The sequence below is a fragment of the Streptacidiphilus sp. MAP12-16 genome, from assembly GCF_041262165.1.
Taxonomy (GTDB): Bacteria; Actinomycetota; Actinomycetes; order Streptomycetales; family Streptomycetaceae; genus Streptacidiphilus.
The window spans coordinates 81,663-99,184 of sequence record NZ_JBGCBY010000032.1 but is presented as its reverse complement, the minus strand read 5'-3'; the positions used below and the strand labels follow the sequence as shown (position 1 = coordinate 99,184).

Below are 17,522 nucleotides of genomic sequence, written 5' to 3'. Positions count from 1 at the left end.
CCGTTGGCCCCGACGAACCAGAGCTCCATGCTGGTGGGAATGCGCGACACCGCGGCGATACCGCCATTGGTTGACGCGCTTCCGGCGGGCGCAAGCTCATAGCGCCCCCACGGCTGCCCGTCGTACCAGAACGCACCCTGTACTGACCCGTCCGTGGCGATCCACCAGAACTCCATGCTTCCAGGGATCCGAGAGACGGCGGCGATCCGGCTTGACGGCGACGCGCTGCCGTCAGGCGACAGCGGGAATTGATTCCAAGTCATTTTTACTCTCCGGTAACTTGTGGTCAGAACGCTTAGGTGGATCTCGTCCCGAGCGAGCGAGCCCAGGATCGCCCCGCTGGGAATCCCCTTATCCGTTTCCGGATCGATCGTGGCCTGAGGCGCCCCGACCTCCGTGCTGGGGTGCGGGTTCTGCACTCCGACAGCACATCCCGCTTGCCGTGCACCCGCGACCCGTACTGACCCATACGGGTCACTGATCCCGCGGCGTGGAAGGTCGCGCGCGGGCAGTGGTCAACCCAGAATTCCAGTCGCGCTGTATACCGCGACCGAGGACCACACCGTCCACTTTCACCAGCTGCAGCGCGGCACCGCCGACCGGGTCCGCAACCTTGACGTTTAAGTGTTTGTGACGGTTCGTCGGGGTTTAGCGCGGAGGCGATGTTTTCGCGTCAGTACAGGCCGAAACCGCGAGGGTCAGAACAGGACCCGGGCCGCTGTGAGAGCCGCCGCGGCCTCCTCCTCGCCCTCGAACGTCAGCTCACCCAGCGGCGGCCGACCCGAGAGGTGCCGGGCGAAGACGACGGCATCGGCCCGCAGCGTGAGCACCGGTGGACCGCTGCCGAGCCGGTATCGGCCACCGGCCGGGCCCGAAAGCTCCAGCAGACAGGACGGGCCGGTCCAGCCGAGCGCCAGATCCAGCAGCACCTGGTTCATGATCTCGCGGTCGTGCGCGTCCAGGGCCAGCTCGGTACCGGTGGCGTCACTGATGTCGATGCGGTGCATCCAGGTGTCGCGGGCGAGGAGAACACTGTTCATGTACTCCATGGAGTCCTCGGGCAGCGACTTCGCCTCCGGGAAGATCATGCTCGTGCGTATCCGCCGGCGTACCGGAGCCGGCATACGAGCCAATGAGCGTGCTCCCCTCGGGGCGATCCGAGCGAATTCCTCGACCAGCCGCTCTCCTGGCGCTTCTCCGCGATCTTCGACCTGACTCGCGTTGTGGCCGTCGAGCGCGCCCAACTCAGGATGCGTACGCCGGGCGCGTCGAATTCGCGTGATCATGAGCCAGGGCTTGGGCAGCTCCTCGAACTGGCCGACCTCGTGGGCGGCCATGTCCCGGACGGTCCAGCCGGTGCACGCGGTCGGCCTCGACCACGCCTCGGTGTCCAACGAGCCCAGCATCGCGAGCGAGGCTCGTATCTCCGCCTCGTTGACCATGCGCGCCCGAGCTGCGGAAGTCCGGGGAATGTCCTGTGCGGAGACAGTAGGCGTGGCCATACCGCACCTCCTTGACCTCTCGGTTCAAGGCTACAAGGTCAAGTCGAGTTCGGGACCGGCTCCGGCTACTTCGGCGCCCTGCTCGCCGAGCTCGTCGGCACCAAGGGCACGGTCACCAGCCTGGACATCGACCGGTACCTGACGGAAGGGGTCAACCTGCCCTGCTCAACCCCGCCCGGGTCGCCGCGACGTTCGAGAACTGGGCGCGCGCGGGCGGCCCCGAGTTGAACCGAGTCCGCAGAGCCGACGACGTCACGGGCCAGGCCGGTTCGGTGGCGGCAGATCCTGCTGTGGCCGAGGATGGATAGTGATGCCGCGAACGGTTGCCGCCCCTGGGGGGCCTGGAGTGACCGCCTACGAGCAAGCCCGCGGGCGCTGAGGGCAAGCCCTGTCGGAGCAGGTCGCCGCGTCGTCCCTCTCCCACCTTCCGCCACTCGGCGGGGCCCGGCGGCCGAGCCGGTCGAGGAACCTTCTAGTCACGTCTAGTCGGTCACCACATTGAACGCCTGGTAGACGGTCGGTTCGCCCTGTGCCATTCCGGCCGCCTGCATCAGCGGCGCGAGCTTCTCCCCGAACTTCTGGAACGCCTCTTCGGACTCCCAGACGTCTGTCACAAACCACCCCGTGGGGCTGGGCCCGGCGGCGTGGGAGATCAGGCCGGGGACTGGCCAGTCCTTTCGGTTCCGCACCACGCCGTGTCCGCCGGTCATCTCATTGGTGACCTGCTCGTACTGGGCCTGTGTCGCGCCCGGGATGTCGAAGACAGTGATGATCGCCATGATGGACCTGCTCTCGTTTGGTTGCCGTGACTGACTGTTCTCAGCGGATCAGGGTGGGAAGCGGGTCGCTCGGGCGATGCGGCCATTCGGGCCCGTCAGTACAGCGTGTGGGCCGGTTCGGCCGTTCGGGTGACGGGCAGGGTGCAACGCCGGGGCGGTGGTGGCGGTCTCCCACGAACGTCACCGGTTCCTCATGGTCGCCAGCAGAGATGGGCTTCCCGGCGAGTGCCCTGGATCCGCCGCAGGCGAAGACGCGCATTCAGTGCTCGGCGTCGTCCACACCCGGCCGCGCCAGGCCCGGATCCGGCACCTCGGCGAGCAGTACACCGCCGACACCGGAGGCTCCACCCCCGCGGTCCACACCGTCCCGCAGACCGGACAGCGCACCACCACGTCAGCCCGGATCGCCGCCACCTGCACCCGAATCCGCTCAAGCCCGCGACGGTGGCGCGACCGGCACACCGACGAGCAGAACCGCGCCGACGCCCGAGCCCGCGCCGACAACGGCTCACCGCACTCCAGACACAACCGCGGACCTTCCGGCGGCCCGCGGTCCCAATCGCCCCGCACGAGCCTAAGCCGAGGGTCCGCCGCGCAGTGTTCGGGTGGAACGTCTTCACCACCACCATCCCCGGCCGGCAGCTCTATGCCCAGTCAATGCTCCACCCGGTCACCGCGGCAAAGGGCTCCGCCTACGACGAACTCGTCACCGAAATAACCGACCGCGGCCTCCTGCCCACGATCGGAGACCAGCGATGAGCCCCACCCCGGACCGCAGCGCAGCCCTGCGCAACCGCAACGCCGGGCAGACAGATACGGCAGTCTCCCGCGAGGGGGTGCGGTCGGGTCGGCCTGCCGACCTGGTGGTCACCTCCGAGATGGTCCCCGCCCCGGCGGTGACCGGTGCGAGCGGACCGCTCAGCCAGGTCGAGCAGCACGAACTGGGACTGTGCGAACGGGCGGTTGAGAACATGGCCACCGCCACCTGGCTCGCGGGCAAGGCCCTGCAGACCATCCGCGACGCCAAGCTCTACCGCCACACCCACACCCGCTTCGAGGACTACATCGAGGAACGCTGGGACATCAGCGAACGCACCGCCTACCTCATGATCGAGGAATGGGCCCTGGCCGAACGCCTCAACCAAGTCCTCGGCAAACCCGCCACCACCTCCCACATCCGGGCCCTGCTGCCCGTCGGCGACCGCTTCGGCCTGGACGCCGCCACCGAGATGTACCAGCAGCTCCAAACCGGCGCCCAAGCCGAGCAGGTGCGCCTGACCGCCGCGATAACCGCCCAGGTCGTCAAGGCCATCCTCAAGAACACCGGACGCCGAGCCGAGGAAGTCCAGTTCAAGCAAGCCGCCCACAAGCCGATCACCGTGGAAGCACTGCCCCTGGCACCACCGCCAGCCCCGGCCGCACCGTCCCGGGCCCGGCAGGTCGAAGCACCCGCACCCGCACCGGCACCGGCACCGGCACCGGCTGTTGATACTCCCGTCGCTCCAGCAGCCAGCGCGGGATCGGTGACGCCAGATCCGGACCAGGACATCCGGCTCCAGGCGGTCAGCGCGCCAGCGCCTGCCCTGCAAAATTTTGCAGGAAGTCACGAGCAGGTAACGGTGGTAGTTGCTGCCACAGCACCCCTCGCCTCCTCCGCTCAGGTGGCCGGGGAAGCCGCGGCGCTGGACACCAGCCCACAACCACGAGCCGTTGCCCTCTTCCGCGAAATTCTCAGCCATGTCAGCGCCATCGAGCGATGCCTCCGGTCCGAAGCCATCGGGCCGACAACCGCAGACGAGGAAGCCGAGTTCAACCACCTCGCGGACGACATCGTCAAACGGCTTCACGGCGCGGCCCACTCCTTGGAACACGACTCCTGATCCACCGCCCGCCAACCTCGCGGTGGCCGGGCTCGTCAACCGCAGAACCCTGCCACCACTCCCCCGTACCTTCGACGGGCGATGGCAGCGTCCCCGGGAGAACGGCGCCTGATCAACGAGGGCTGCGGTCGCCATGCTGCTCGGCGACGAAGGCGTGGTTGTCGCGCCCCCATTGCAGTGCACGGGCCGACGGGTAAACGACCGCGTCGTAGTCGGCGAACCGCCGCGCCAGCGGCACTGCCCCGCACCGGTAGCCAGAGTTGAAACGCGTCTGTCCGCAGCAGGTCTGCTGCGCGGGGAACAGCCGTCCACGCAGTGACGTTGGCGTCTGGGCGCACCTCCTTGTCGGCCCCTCCTGCGACACAGGACACGATGTCCAGCGAAGGGGAAGCGTGCCTACGCGGGCCTGGAGGTCCGCGTAGGTGAGCGGCAGGTTCTCGGGTACACCCGACAGGCCGCGCATCCAGGATCTCGAGCGCGAAATCGTCGAAATTCGGCGTCGCGTTCGGTGTGATCAGCTGAACATGAAGGCCATGCGGGCGGCGACCCAGCGCGCCAGGGGCGGCGCCACACGGGTCATCACGTACATGAGGTGGGCCTCAGGCGAGACCGGTGCGACAGCGCGGTTGCGTCCCGCCGCACGCAGAATGTTCTCTGCGGCGCGTTCGGGCGTGTAGTTGTGGCGCTCGTAGCGCTCGCTGATCCGGGCGGTGCGCGCGTCGGCATCGGCACCGCGGGCTACGGAGGTGCGCGTGATCGGCGTGTTGATGCGACCTGGGCAGATGTTGGTGACGCCGATCTTGTGCGGTCGCATCTCCATGCGCAGTCCTTCGCTGAAGCCGAACGCTGCGAACTTCGTGACGGAGTACGCGAACATGGCCGGCAGGAACAGGTATCCGCAGGAGGACGAGACGTTGACGACCTGTCCTCCGGCACCGCGCTCGATCATCCGGGGGATGAAGCGCTCGCAACTGTGCACCATCCCCTTGATGTTGACCGCGATCTGCCGGTCCCAGTCCTCGGGCTTGCTCTTGAGGAACTCCGCCAGGACGGCGATGCCGGCGTTGTTGATGAGCAGGTCGACCGCGGCGTACCGGGCGTGCACCGCGTCGGCGAAGGTGTCCATCGAGGCGGGGTCGGACACGTCGGCGGTCTTCGCGAGCACGTCGCAGCCGAGGGCACGGGCAGCCGCGGCGGTCTCGTTGAGTCCGGTCTCGTCGCGGTCGCAGAGGACGAGCGTCGCTCCGCGGCGGGCGCAGAGCATCGCCGTGGCGCGGCCGATGCCGCTGCCGGCGCCGGTGATGAGGACGACACGGTTTCTGAGGTCCTTGACCTTCATGGGTGACTCCGTTCTGGTGGTGAACGCGGTGCGGTGTGATGCGCCGGGTGATTGGGGGGTGGATATCGAGCTGATCGGCTGTGATTCGTCTGTTCGTGCTTGTCCGCGTCGGTCGTGCGCGAGCGCGCTGCGTGGGCACGGAGACCTGAGTGTCTCCGTGTTGTGTGTCGACGGCGGTGGAGTTCAGTTGCGGCGTGGTCGGGCTTGGGACTGCGACACTCGCGGTTGCTGCGGAGCCGCTCAGAGGGTGCGGCGCAGGAAGTCGAGCTGGTCGGCCAGGGCCTGCTCCTGCCCGGGGCTGAGGTAGACGTCCAGGTGGTCGAAGGGGTATTCCCGCAGCTCGGCTTTGGCTCCCGCCTTCATGACGGCGCGGCGGCCGGTGTGGGGCGGGGTGATGCTGTCGATCGACCCGATCTGTACGAGCCAGGGGCAGGTGACCCGGGAGGCTGACGTGATCGGTCGGTTGAACCCCGCCCCGAGGGCCGCGCGCGCACACACGTCGTTGCTCCAGGTCGGGCCTGCGATGACGCGGTACAACTCCAGCCCGCCCTCTTTGGGGATGATCGCGTTGGAGCCCGGCTCGCCGATCATCGGAACAAGGTGCGGTCTGCGGCCGGTGAGCGCTCTGGACGCGTCGCGCAGTCCGTGTACGGTCGCGCGGACCAGGTAGCCCAGGCCGCCGCCGGTGCGGGCGAGCTGCGCCAGTATCGCGATGCCGTCCATCGCCTGCGTCAGGGAGATCGTCGCCGCGATGCGCTTGTCCTGGGCGGTGACGGGGACCACGTGGCCGCCGGCGTAGGAAATACCCCAGAGCACGATGCGCTCAGGGTCGACGCCCGGCAGTCGGCGGGCGGCTGCGAGCGCGGCGTGGTAGTCCTGACGCTGGCGCCGCACGGACACCAGTTGACGGGGCGACCCGCCGGAGGCGCCGAACCCGCGGTAGTCGAAGAGCAGGGCGTCCATTCCTGCGGCGGCGAAGCCCTCGGCGTAGCCCAGCAGGCTGTTGTCACGAGTGCCGCCGAAGCCCGCCGCCATGATGACGCACGGCCGTCCGCCTGCGCCGGTGAACGCGTCGCTGGTTGCCGGGAGATGCCAGGCGGAGCATTGGTCGTTGCCGCTGGTGAAGGTGATCTCGTTCATGGTGTCGGTTCCTGTTGGGTCTGCGGTGGGGGATTGGGCTTCTGGGTGTGCCGGACACGCCGAGAGGTTGCGGGGGTCCGACCGTCTCGTCTGCGCGAGTGGATGGTCCTGGCGCTGGGAGGGTCGGCGCGGACCTGGGTCGGTCGGGCCCCCGGGCCGGTGTCAGGCCCCGGGGCCCAGGGCCCGGTGGGGTGGACTGCTCGCGGGCACGGGCAGCCCCACGTCCCACGTCAACGACGGTCCATTACTGCCGGGTCATGGCGATCCGCCAGCGCTCCTGGATAGGGATCAGGTGCTCCTGGTTGGCGGCGGCGGCGTCCACATCGATCTGGACCCATTGGATCTCGCCGGTGAATTCGTTGCCGCGCGCCGGGTATTCCGGAGTGACCGGCGCGCCGGACTCGCGTCCCACGTGGGTCGCCTCGTCGGCGGAGAACACGATCGCCTGGGTCATCGGCAGCTGTCCGCGGCCCACTTCGGCGCCGTCAAGGTAGAGCGTGACGGTGCCGCCCTTGGCCAGTCCCGGGCCGTCGTAGTCGAACTCCATCCGCACTTGGTGCTCACCGACCGGAAGCTTGTTGTCCGAGCCGACGTAGAAGTGCTGCAGGCCCACCAGGTTGTAGCAGTAGCGCAGTCGGCCGTCGCGGGCGTAGAGGCTCCAGCCGCCGGCCATGCCGCCCTGGGACAGGATGACGCCCTCGGCGCCGTCCTTCGGGACCACGACCTGTGCGGTGATGGCGTGGCTCTTGTTCTTGATGTTGATGACGGAGCTCTCGTTGAGGTGGCCCATGCCGGGGAAGAGCACCTGGGTGTTCCCGCGGATGAGCTGCGGCCGGCCGGCCAGGTCGGGGTTGAAGCGCTCGGCGGCCCGGTCGTCCAGCGGCAGCACACCGTGCTTGGCCGCCTCGATCAGCCACAGCCGCTGCAGCTTGTGGAGCATCTCGGGCTGCTCGGCCGCCAGGTTGCGGGACTGGGTCCAGTCGTCGGGGCCGTACAGCTCCCACACGTCGTCGTCGAAAGTGGCCAGCTTGGCTCCGAGCAGTTCCCAGGGCGTGCGGTGCTTGGTGACCGCGGTCCAGCCGCGGTGGTAGATGCCGCGGTTGCCGGCGATCTCGAAGTACTGCGTCTGGTGCCGCTCGGGCGCACCGGCGTCTTCGAAGGAGTAGCCCATGCTCACGCCTTCGATGGCGTCCTGGGTAACCCCGTGCACCGTGGTGGGCTCGGGCAGCCCGGCGGCCTCCAGGATGGTCGGTGCGATGTCGATGACGTGGGAGAACTGTTCGCGGATCTCGCCTTGGGCGGTGATGCCGGCGGGCCAGTGCACGATGGTGCCGTTGCGGGTGCCGCCCCAGTGCGAGGCCGCCTGCTTGGTCCACTGGTACGGCGTGCACATCGCGTGTGCCCAGCCGACCGCGTAGTGGTTGTAGGCGCTGGGCGAACCGAACTCCGCCGCCTTGGCGCGCAGGAACTCCGTCGTCTCCAAGGCGCTCAGGCCGTTGAAGTTGATCGCCTCGTTGAAGCTGCCGTGGTGGGTGCCCTCGGCCGAGGCGCCGTTGTCGCCGATGATGTAGTAGATCAGCGTGGTGTCGAGCACGTCCAGGTCGTCCAGGGTCTGCACCAGTCGGCCGATCTGGGCGTCGGTGTGGGCCAGGAACCCCGCGTAGACCTCCATTTGGCGGGTCAGCACCGGCTTGAGGTCCTAGGGCATCTCATCCCAATGCGGGATCTCCGGGTTGAACGCCGTCAACTCGGCGTCAGCCGGGACCACACCGAGCTGCTTCTGCTGCTCGAAGATCTCCTCGCGCAGCGCGTCCCAGCCTGCGTCGAAGCGGCCGGCGTACCGGTCGGACCACTCCTTGGGGGCATGGTGCGGGGCGTGGGTCGCGCCGGGTGCGAAGTAGAGGAAGAACGGGCGGTCGGGCTGCAGCGCGTGCTGGCGGCGGATCCAGTCCACGCTGCGGTCGGCGAGGTCCTCGGTCAGGTGGTAGCCCTCTTCCGGCGTGCGCTTCGGCTCCACCGGGTTGGTGCCCTCGTACAACGCCGGGTAGTACTGGTTGGTCTCCCCGCCGACGAAGCCATAGAAGTAGTCGAAGCCGCAGCCGGTCGGCCAGCGGTCGAACGGGCCGGCGGGGCTGGTCTCCCACACCGGCACCTCGTGGCACTTGCCGAACTGCGCGGTGGCGTAGCCGTTGAGCCGAAGCGTCTCGGGCAGCGTGGCCTTGGAGTTGGGCCGGATCGTGTTGTAGCCCGGTGCGGAGGTGGCCAGTTCGGTGATCGCGCCCATGCCGACCGAGTGGTGGTTGCGGCCGGTCAGCAGCGCCTGCCGGGTCGGCGAGCACAACGCGGTGGTGTGGAACCGGGAGTAGCGCAGCCCGCCGTCGGCCAGCCGCTGTGCTGCGGGGGTGTCGATCGGGCCGCCGAACACGCTGGAGGCGCCGAAGCCCACGTCGTCGAGCAGGATCACCACGACGTTCGGCGCGCCCGCCGGCGGCCGCAGCGGCGTGATGGGCTCGAACGACGTCTCCGGGTCGCGGGCGTCGTACGTGGTCAGCCCGGGCCGGGGCCGGTCGGGTATGGGCAGGGTGGTGCGGGGGAGATCGTCGTGGGTGGGCACGGGTGCTCCTGAGTGGGATCGGTGGCGACCCGGCGGCGCCGGCGGCCACGCGTGTGCGGTGACCGGCGCCGCCGGAGTCCGGTGGGTGCCGATGGTGCGGTGCCCGTCGTCCGGCGGGCGGTGTGCGCCTACGGCCGCAGCGCGGCCTCCAGGTAGGCGGTGAGTGCGATCCGGCCGTGGCGGATCACGTCGGGGTCGGGATCGCGGCGCTCCCGGAAGGCCAGGTCCAGGATCCTGTCGCCGAGCTCGACCACCATCACGAAAGCCAGCTGATCGGTCTGCGGGGCGACGAGGCCGGCCGCGACAGCCACGCCGTGCATGCGCTCGGCGGTGCGGCGGGTGGAGCGCCGCACCTCGGCCCGCACGGTGGGCGAGACGCGCCCGTCCAGCCACAGTCGGGCGGTGTTGGGGTTGGCCTGGAAGTAGGCGGCGTAGGAGTCGAGCTCGCGTCCGACGAACTCCGTCAGCGACGAGGGCGTCCAGCCCGCCTCTCGCTCGGCAAGGTAAGCGCTTTGCCGTTCGAGGTGCCGTTCGATCAGCGTGTCGAGGACCTGCTCGCGGTCGGCGAAGAAGCGGTAGAGCGAGGGCGCGGTGACGCCGGCTCGCTCGGCGATGGCCCGGGTGGTGGCGGCCTCGACGCCGCCCTCTTCGACGAGGGCGGCCGCGGCGTCGAGGATCCGTTCGACGGTCTCGCGGCTGCGTGCCTGGACCGGCTGTCCGCGGCGGCGATCACGCGCGGCTGGCTCCGGTCCGGAGCTGGGCTGTTCAGAGGGCTCTGGGCTCTTGACGACTGCTGCCATGGATGGGAGCGTAACGCGAATCGCGTTAGCTTTTCTAGAGGAGTTCCACATATGACCACTGAATTCGAGCCGCGGCATCTCCGCGTCGTCGTCGTGGGGGCGGGATTCGGTGGGCTGGCCGCGGCCCACGCGCTCAAACGACGGGGAGAGGACTTCGCCGTGCTGGAGCGCGAGCAGGAGGTGGGCGGGGTGTGGCGGGACAACAGCTACCCCGGCTGCGCCTGCGACATCCCCTCGAACCTGTACTCGCTGTCCTTCGCGCCCAATCCCCACTGGACTCGCGCCTTCTCCAAGCAGTCCGAGATACACGACTACCTGCGCCGAGTCGCTCGCGAGCACGCACTGCTCCCCCACATCCGCTTCGGCTGCAACCTGATCGAGGCCGCCTGGGACGACGCCGCACAGCACTGGCGCATCGAGACCAGCAGCGGACCGCTCACCGCCGAGGTGCTCATCGACGGCAGCGGCCCCATCGTCGAACCGTCGCTTCCGGACCTGCCAGGGCTGGAGGGCTTCGCCGGTGAGGTGTTCCACTCGGCGCGCTGGAACCACGACCTCGATCTGACCGGCCGCAACGTGGTGGTCATCGGCGCCGGTGCTTCGGCGATCCAGTTCGTGCCCGCGATCCAGCCGATCGTCGGGCGGATGACGGTGGTTCAGCGAACGGCGCCGTGGGTCACCCCGCGGATGGACCGTGCGACGACCCGGTTCGAGCGCCGCCTCTACGCGGCCGCTCCGTGGCTGCAGCGGCTGGTACGCCTGCGGCAGTACTGGATGCGTGAACTGGTGACGTGGAAGATCATGGTGTCTCCGCGGGTGCGCCGGATCGCCACCAAGGCCGCTCTGTCGCACATGCGCCGGCAGGTGGCCGACCCGGCGCTGCGCGAGCGGCTGACCCCGAACTGGGAGCTGGGCTGCAAGCGCATCCTGATCTCCAATGACTGGTATCCGGCCCTGTCGGCGCCCAATGTCGAGGCGGTCAGCGCAGGCGTCCGCGAGGTGCAGCCGAACTCGGTGGTCACCACCGACGGCCGCGAGCACCCCGCCGACGTGATCATCTTCGGCACCGGCTTCCACATCACCGAACCTCCGCTCGCGGAGCACCTACGCGGTCGCGACGGGCAGACCCTGGCCGAGTGCTGGAACGGCAGCCCGCACACCTACCTCGGCGTCACCGTGACCAACTTCCCCAACCTCTTCCGCCTCGGCGGCGCGGGCAGCGCGACCGGCCACAACTCCCATGTCTTCCAGGAGGAGAGCCAGGTGGCGTACGCGATGGACGCGCTGCGCCTGATGCGCGCACGCGGCATCACCAGTGTCGAGGTCCGCGCCGAGGAGCAGCGCGCCTACGTCGACGAGCACACGGCACGGCTGGCGGGCACGGTCTGGTCGGTCGGCGGCTGCACCAGCTGGTACCAGGGCGCCGACGGCGTGGCTTCGCTCAACTGGCCTGCCGAGACCTGGAAGTACCGCCGCGCGACGCGTCGCTTCGATCCCGCCCCCTACGAGCTGCGCACCCGCGCCGCAGTCGCATCCGCCGCGAACTGACCCTGCGTATCCCTTCCATCCCACCCGACAGGGAGACCTGGCCATGACCAACCTTGCGCACCACCTCGTCGCCTCGGCGACCCGCGACGGCGACGCCCCCGCGATCCGCCTGGGTGACGTGCTGCTGACCTATGCGGACCTTGACGAAGCCAGTGCCCGGGTGGCGGGGCTACTGCGCGACCGGGGCGTGCAACCCGGGGACCGGGTCGGCTGCATGCTGCCCAACGTGCCGCAATTCGCCGCGGTGTACTACGGCATCCTGCGCGCCGGCGCCGTGGTAGTGCCGATGAACGTGCTGCTCAAGGCGCGCGAGGTGGCGTTCTACCTGGGTGACTCGCAGGCCGGGCTGGTACTGGCCTGGCACGCCTTCGCCCAGGACGCCCTGGCCGGCGCGGCCACCGCCGGCACCGAGTGCCTGCTGGTGACGCCGGGCGAGTTCGAGTCCCTGCTCTCCGCCACCGCCCCGCAGACCGGGGTTGCCGAGCGGGACGCGTCGGACACCGCCGTCATCCTCTACACCTCGGGCACGACCGGCACGCCCAAGGGCGCAGAGCTCACCCACGCCAACCTGATCCGCAACGCCGAGATCTGCGTCGACCTGTTCTCGCTCACCGGCGATGACATGGTGCTCGGCGCGCTGCCGCTGTTCCACGCCTTCGGCCAGACCTCCGGTCTGAACGCCTCGATCACTGCCGGCGCCTGCCTGTCACTGGTACCCCGGTTCGACGCGCAGGCAGTGCTCGAGACAATCCGCCGTCACCGGGTGAACGTCTTCCTGGGCGTGCCCACGATGTACGTCGCGCTGCTGAACCACCCCGAGCGGGCGGCATTCGATGTGGACAGCCTGCGGCTGTGCGTCTCGGGCGGCTCGGCGCTGCCGGTGGAGGTGCTGCACGCCTTCGAAGCCGAGTTCGGCTGCATCGTCGTGGAAGGCTACGGGTTGTCGGAGACCTCGCCGGTGGCCTCGTTCAACCACCCCGACCGGGTGCGCAAGCCCGGGTCGATCGGCACGCCGATCGACGGGGTGGAGATGACGCTGCTGGACGTCTCGCACGGCGTCGGCGAGATCGCCATCCGCGGTCACAACATCATGAAGGGCTACTGGGAACGACCGGAGGCCACCGCCGCGGCGATCGACGCCGAGGGCTGGTTCCGCTCCGGTGACCTGGCCCGGGTCGACGAGGACGGCTACTACTTCATCGTCGACCGCAAGAAGGACCTGATCATCCGTGGCGGATACAACGTCTACCCGCGCGAGATCGAGGAACTGCTGTACACCCACCCGGCGGTGCGCGAGGCCGCCGTCGTCGGCATCCCGCATCCCGAACTCGGTGAGGAGGTCTGCGCCGCAGTCGCGCTCAAAGACGGCGCCACGGCCACCCCCGAGCAGCTGCGCGAGCACGTCAAGGCGCAGGCGGCGGCATACAAGTACCCGCGGCACGTGTGGATCGTCGCGGAGCTGCCCAAGACCTCCACCGGCAAGATCCTGCGGCGCAGCGTCGAAGCGCCTGCAAGCGCGGCCACGGCGAAGACCGCGAGCTGAAACACCCCCTGGAGCCCACCTCCTGTCCCTGCGGCAAGGGCAAAAGGCCGGCCCTGTCCCCCGGTACCGCGCAGCCCCGGTACCGGCCGTGCGCCGACAGTCGGCGCCCCGACAACGAGAGAACGACATCGAATGAATGAAGCGTCCACCGTGGCAATGCCGCCGCCCGCGGGCCAGCCGACCGCCGGGGCAGCCGGCGAACCGACCGTGACCCGCAGATACGCCTGGGGCGTCTTCGCGATGGCGTTCACGCTCATGACCTCCGACTACCTCTCCCGGCAGCTGGTCGTGTCGATGTTCCCGCACCTCAAACAGGAGTGGGGACTGTCCGACGCACAGCTCGGCGGTCTGGTCTCCGTCGTCTCGGTGACCGTCGCGCTCGGCACCTTTCCGGCCGCGCTGCTGGTCGACCGGTGGAGTCGGGTCAAGAGCATCGCGCTGATGGGGAGCATCTGGAGCCTTGCCACCTTCAGCGCGGCCTTCACCCACACCTACGGTCAGCTGTTCGCGGCCCGCGCCGGGGTGGGTCTCGGCGAGGCCGGGTACACACCCGCCGCCAGCGTGCTACTGAGCCGACTGTTCCCCAAGGGTCTGCGGGCCACCGTCTTCGGCGCACTCCTGTCGGCCGGGTCACTGGGCTCGGTGCTCGGTGTCGTGCTCGGCGGAGTCATCACCGAGCAGTGGGGCTGGCGGGCCGCGTTCGCCGCCGCCGGGATCCCCGGCCTGCTCGTGGCGCTGCTCTTCCTGCGGGTACGCGACTATCCCACGGTTCGGCTGCCCGCCAGCACGGCGGCCGTGCCGAAGCTGGGCCTGCGCAAGCTGCTGGCCGAGCTGCTGCGGCCGCGTTCCGCCGTCGGGGCCTACCTCGGGGGGGCGACCCAGATCGTGGTGATGTCGGCGCTGTACGCCTGGCTGCCCAGCTACTTCAGCCGCTACCTGGGACTGTCCACCGCCCAGGCCGCGGCCCGGACGGCATTGGTCGTCGCCGCCGGTTTCCTCGGCCAGATCGTGCTGTCGTTCGCCGCCGACCGCCTCGCCCGCCGTGACCGGCGCCGCCGGCTGCTGCTGCCCGCCGCTCTGTCGCTGGTCAGCCTCGTCCTGCTGGTGGCCGCGTTCGCCGTCATGCCGCCGGGCAACGCACAGCTGCTCGTCATCCTGGTCGCAGGATTCACCATCACCGCCCCGTTCGGCGTGGTCGGCTCCGTTTCCGTGGACGTCGCGCACCCCGCGCTGCAGGCCACCGCCGTGTCCATGGCCGCAGTGGCGCAGAACTTGTTCGGCTTCGCCGTCGGCCCGCTCGTGGTCGGCGTGGTTTCCGACACCTACGGTCTGCGGGCCGCTCTTGCGGTGATCCCCGTGTTCTGCGGGTTCGCCGCGACCTTCTTCTGGTTCGCCTCCCGCCACTACGACAAAGACCTGCGCCGGGCCGCAGCCGGCACCGACGCGAGCATCTCCCCCGACAAGGACGTCATCCGATGAGATTCGACACCGCCACCGCACAGCAACTGGACCAGATGATCGCCGCACTGCGCGACGGCGAGCAGCGCTGGGCCGCCGAGCCGCTCGCCTCGCGCCGCCAACTGCTGCTGCAATTCCACGCCAACGTCGGCGCCCACGCCGCGGAATGGGCGCGCGTCGCCGGCGGCATCAAGCAGCTACCCGCCGACTCGCCGCTGCTCGGCGAGGAGTGGATCAGCGGCCCATGGGCCGTGCTCGGCTACGCCGAGGCGCTGGCCGACACCCTCGGCCGCCTCGCCGACGGCCGTGGCCTGCTGGCCGGCTACCCGGTCAGGACCGCCCCCGGTGGCCGCGTGGCGGTCGACGTGCTCCCCCAGAACGTCTTCGAGCGGCTGCTGCTCAGCGGCTTCAGGGCCGAGGTGTGGATGGAGCCCGGGGTGACCGAGCGGGAGACCCGGGAGCAGGCCGGACTGGGCCAACGCACGCCCGAGCAGACCGACGGCATCGCCGTGGTCATGGGCGCCGGGAACGTCACCTCGATCGCGCCGTTGGACGTGCTCTACCAGCTGTACGCGTACAACCGGGTGGTCCTGCTCAAGCTCAACCCGATCACCGACCCGCTGCTCCCGGTGCTGGAGCAGGCGTTCGCCCCGTTCATCAACCGCGGCTACCTGCGCATCGTCACCGGTGACGCGCGGATCGGCGACCACCTGGTAACGCACCCGGGCGTCGACGCAGTACACATCACCGGCAGCGCGGCCACCCACGACGCGATCGTCTGGGGCGTCGGCCCAACCGGTGCGGCGGCGAAGGCCACCGGTACGCCGCGTCTGACCAAGCCGATCACCAGCGAGCTCGGCGGTGTGGCGCCGACCATCGTGGTGCCGGGCCGCTGGTCAGCGGCGGACATCCGCTTCCAGGCCGAGCACATCGCCACCCAGCGCCTGCACAACAGCGCATTCAACTGCATCGCCGCGCAGATCGTCATCATCAGCGCACACTGGCCGCAGAAGCAGGAGTTCCTCGCCGCGCTGCGGGCGGCGCTCGCAGACGCGCCCACCCGACCGGCGTGGTATCCGGGCTGTGACACCCGCGTGGCCGACGCCCGGCGGCTGCACCCGCAGTTCGAGGCGGTCGGCGGCACCGCCGAGCGCACCGCCCTCTGGGGACTGGACCTCGCCGACCACACCGAAACGGCATTCACCACCGAGTACTTCGGTCCGGTCCTGGGCATCGCCGAGCTGCCCGGCACCGGCCTGGAGTTCCTAAGTGCCGCCGTGGACGCCGCCAACGACCGTCTCCACGGCACGCTGGGCGCCAACCTGGTGCTCGACAACAAGACGATGCGAGCACTCGGCTCCGGGCTGCGCGAGTGCATCGCGCAGCTGCGGTACGGCACCGTCGGCGTCAACGCCTGGACCGGGGTGGGATATCTGACCGCCCGCGCCACCTGGGGTGCCTACCCCGGCCACGAGCTCCACGACATCGCCAGCGGCCGAGGCGCGGTGCACAACGCACTGCTGCTGCACCGCCCCGAGCGCACGGTCGTGTACGGGCCGTTCCGGCCGGCGCCGCGCTCGGTGCTCACCGGCGAGTTCAGCCTCACACCCAAGCCGCCGTGGTTCGTCACCAACCGGACCGCAGCGACCACCGGGCGACGGCTGACCGCATTCGCCGCCCGACCCCGCTGGTCAGCGCTACCCGGCATCTTCGCCTCAGCCCTGCGCGGATAGCCGAGCCCGACAGCCGCAGCTGTTCCCGCTCAACTGCGCCACCCACGAAAGCGAACGACACCATGGCCGACCTCCTGCCGCTGCTCTCTGCCTCCTCCGCCCCGCTCTCTGCCTCCTGCGCCCCGCAGGACCGACCCGACGGCATGGTCTGGATTCCCGGCGGCGAGTTCACCATGGGGTCGGACCGCCACTACCCCGAGGAGGCCCCGGCCCACGCCGTGAGCGTCGACGGCTTCTGGATCGACCCGCATCCCGTCACCAACGTCGAGTTCCAGGCATTCATCGATGCCACCGGGTACCGGACGCTCGCCGAGCGTCCGGCCGACCCGGCCCAGTACCCCGGCGCCGACCCGGCCATGCTGGCCCCGGCCTCGGCGGTCTTCACCCCGCCCGCGCATCCGGTCGACCTCAGCGAGCCCTACCAGTGGTGGTCGTACCTGCCCGGTGCGGACTGGCGCCACCCCGGTGGTCCAGGCACCTCGCTGCACGACCGGCTCGACCATCCTGTGACCCACGTGGCGTGGCCGGACGCGCTCGCCTACGCGCAATGGGCCGGCAAGCAGATCCCCACCGAGGCCGAATGGGAGTACGCCTCGCGCGCAGGCCTGCACGACAGCGAGTTCGCCTGGGGCGACGAGCTCAACCCGGGCGGCCGGTACATGGCCAACACCTGGCACGGCGAATTCCCGCACCAGAACCTGCAGTTGGACGGCTATGCCGCCACCTCGCCGATCGGGGCGTTCCCGGCCAACGGCTACGGCCTGTACGACATGATCGGCAACGTCTGGGAGTGGACATCGGACTGGTACGCCGAACACCAGCGCCTCACGACAAACACCCCTGCCTGCTGCGGCGGCACACGGCCACGCGACAACCCCATCGGCGGCCAGGAGCAGGGCAGCATCGAACCCGGTCAACTCGAATTCCGCATCCCCCGCAAAGTGATGAAGGGCGGCTCGCACCTATGCGCGCCGAACTACTGCCGCCGCTACCGACCCGCCGCACGGCTGCCCCAGCCCATCGACACCTCGACCTGCCACCTGGGCTTCCGCTGCATCGTCCGCCCGGCCGCGAGTGTCGGAGGCGGGGACGATGACCTACGGCGTTGACGAGATGACAGCGGCTCAGCTGGAAGCGCGGCATACCCCCGTCGGCGCCTGGGCATCGGACGGCTCCACCACGCGCC

12 protein-coding genes and 2 pseudogenes are annotated in these 17,522 nt (G+C 69.7%); 7 read left to right on the top strand and 7 right to left on the bottom strand.

Annotated features, from left to right (window positions below; translation table 11 throughout):
* The 3 genes and pseudogenes from ABIA33_RS31965 to ABIA33_RS31955 form a co-directional block, all read right to left on the bottom strand.
* Positions 1–419: pseudogene (locus ABIA33_RS31965) on the bottom strand (hypothetical protein); the annotation flags it as partial.
* A gap of 279 nt (positions 420–698) precedes the next feature.
* Positions 699–1,502, bottom strand: coding sequence for a maleylpyruvate isomerase family mycothiol-dependent enzyme (locus ABIA33_RS31960; RefSeq protein ID WP_370086431.1), 804 nt, complete (start codon positions 1,500–1,502; stop codon positions 699–701).
* Between the two features lie 482 nt (positions 1,503–1,984).
* Complete coding sequence (locus ABIA33_RS31955) at positions 1,985–2,281, bottom strand: hypothetical protein (protein WP_370086428.1); 297 nt, start codon at positions 2,279–2,281, stop codon at positions 1,985–1,987.
* Positions 2,282–2,878: 597 nt separating this feature from the next.
* On the opposite strand from ABIA33_RS31955, the gene ABIA33_RS31950 reads away from it, so the two are divergent.
* On the top strand, positions 2,879–3,040 hold the full coding sequence (locus tag ABIA33_RS31950; protein WP_370086426.1) for a hypothetical protein: 162 nt from the start codon (positions 2,879–2,881) through the stop codon (positions 3,038–3,040).
* A complete protein-coding gene (locus ABIA33_RS31945; RefSeq protein WP_370086424.1) occupies positions 3,037–4,161 on the top strand; it encodes a hypothetical protein in 1,125 nt (374 codons plus the stop codon). The genes ABIA33_RS31950 and ABIA33_RS31945 overlap by 4 nt, the downstream gene beginning before the upstream one ends.
* Before the next feature lie 514 nt (positions 4,162–4,675).
* On the opposite strand, the gene ABIA33_RS31940 is transcribed toward ABIA33_RS31945, so the two are convergent.
* The 4 genes and pseudogenes from ABIA33_RS31940 to ABIA33_RS31925 all read right to left on the bottom strand — a co-directional run bounded on the left by ABIA33_RS31940 (position 4,676) and on the right by ABIA33_RS31925 (position 10,054).
* The gene (locus ABIA33_RS31940; protein WP_370086422.1) at positions 4,676–5,500 is read right to left on the bottom strand and encodes an SDR family NAD(P)-dependent oxidoreductase; all 825 of its coding nucleotides are present in this window, start codon (positions 5,498–5,500) and stop codon (positions 4,676–4,678) included.
* A gap of 240 nt (positions 5,501–5,740) precedes the next feature.
* Entirely contained in the window at positions 5,741–6,640 is a 900-nt protein-coding gene (locus ABIA33_RS31935) for an alpha/beta hydrolase (RefSeq protein WP_370086420.1), read from the bottom strand.
* 244 nt (positions 6,641–6,884) lie between these two features.
* Positions 6,885–9,104, bottom strand: a pseudogene (locus tag ABIA33_RS31930) (sulfatase-like hydrolase/transferase).
* Positions 9,105–9,382: 278 nt separating this feature from the next.
* Entirely contained in the window at positions 9,383–10,054 is a 672-nt protein-coding gene (locus ABIA33_RS31925; protein WP_370086418.1) for a TetR/AcrR family transcriptional regulator, read from the bottom strand.
* Positions 10,055–10,105: 51 nt separating this feature from the next.
* On the opposite strand from ABIA33_RS31925, the gene ABIA33_RS31920 reads away from it, so the two are divergent.
* The 5 genes from ABIA33_RS31920 to ABIA33_RS31900 all read left to right on the top strand — a co-directional run bounded on the left by ABIA33_RS31920 (position 10,106) and on the right by ABIA33_RS31900 (position 17,445).
* The gene (locus ABIA33_RS31920) at positions 10,106–11,602 is read left to right on the top strand and encodes a flavin-containing monooxygenase (protein WP_370086416.1); all 1,497 of its coding nucleotides are present in this window, start codon (positions 10,106–10,108) and stop codon (positions 11,600–11,602) included.
* Positions 11,603–11,645: 43 nt separating this feature from the next.
* Entirely contained in the window at positions 11,646–13,145 is a 1,500-nt protein-coding gene (locus ABIA33_RS31915) for a long-chain fatty acid--CoA ligase (protein WP_370086414.1), read from the top strand.
* Positions 13,146–13,277: 132 nt separating this feature from the next.
* Positions 13,278–14,624: an MFS transporter gene (locus ABIA33_RS31910; RefSeq protein WP_370086412.1), complete on the top strand. Its 1,347-nt coding sequence runs from the start codon at positions 13,278–13,280 to the stop codon at positions 14,622–14,624.
* Complete coding sequence (locus ABIA33_RS31905) at positions 14,621–16,336, top strand: aldehyde dehydrogenase family protein (protein WP_370086410.1); 1,716 nt, start codon at positions 14,621–14,623, stop codon at positions 16,334–16,336. Before ABIA33_RS31910 ends, ABIA33_RS31905 begins: the two co-directional genes overlap by 4 nt.
* A gap of 62 nt (positions 16,337–16,398) precedes the next feature.
* Complete coding sequence (locus ABIA33_RS31900) at positions 16,399–17,445, top strand: formylglycine-generating enzyme family protein (RefSeq protein ID WP_370086408.1); 1,047 nt, start codon at positions 16,399–16,401, stop codon at positions 17,443–17,445.
* Positions 17,446–17,522: the final 77 nt, after the last annotated feature.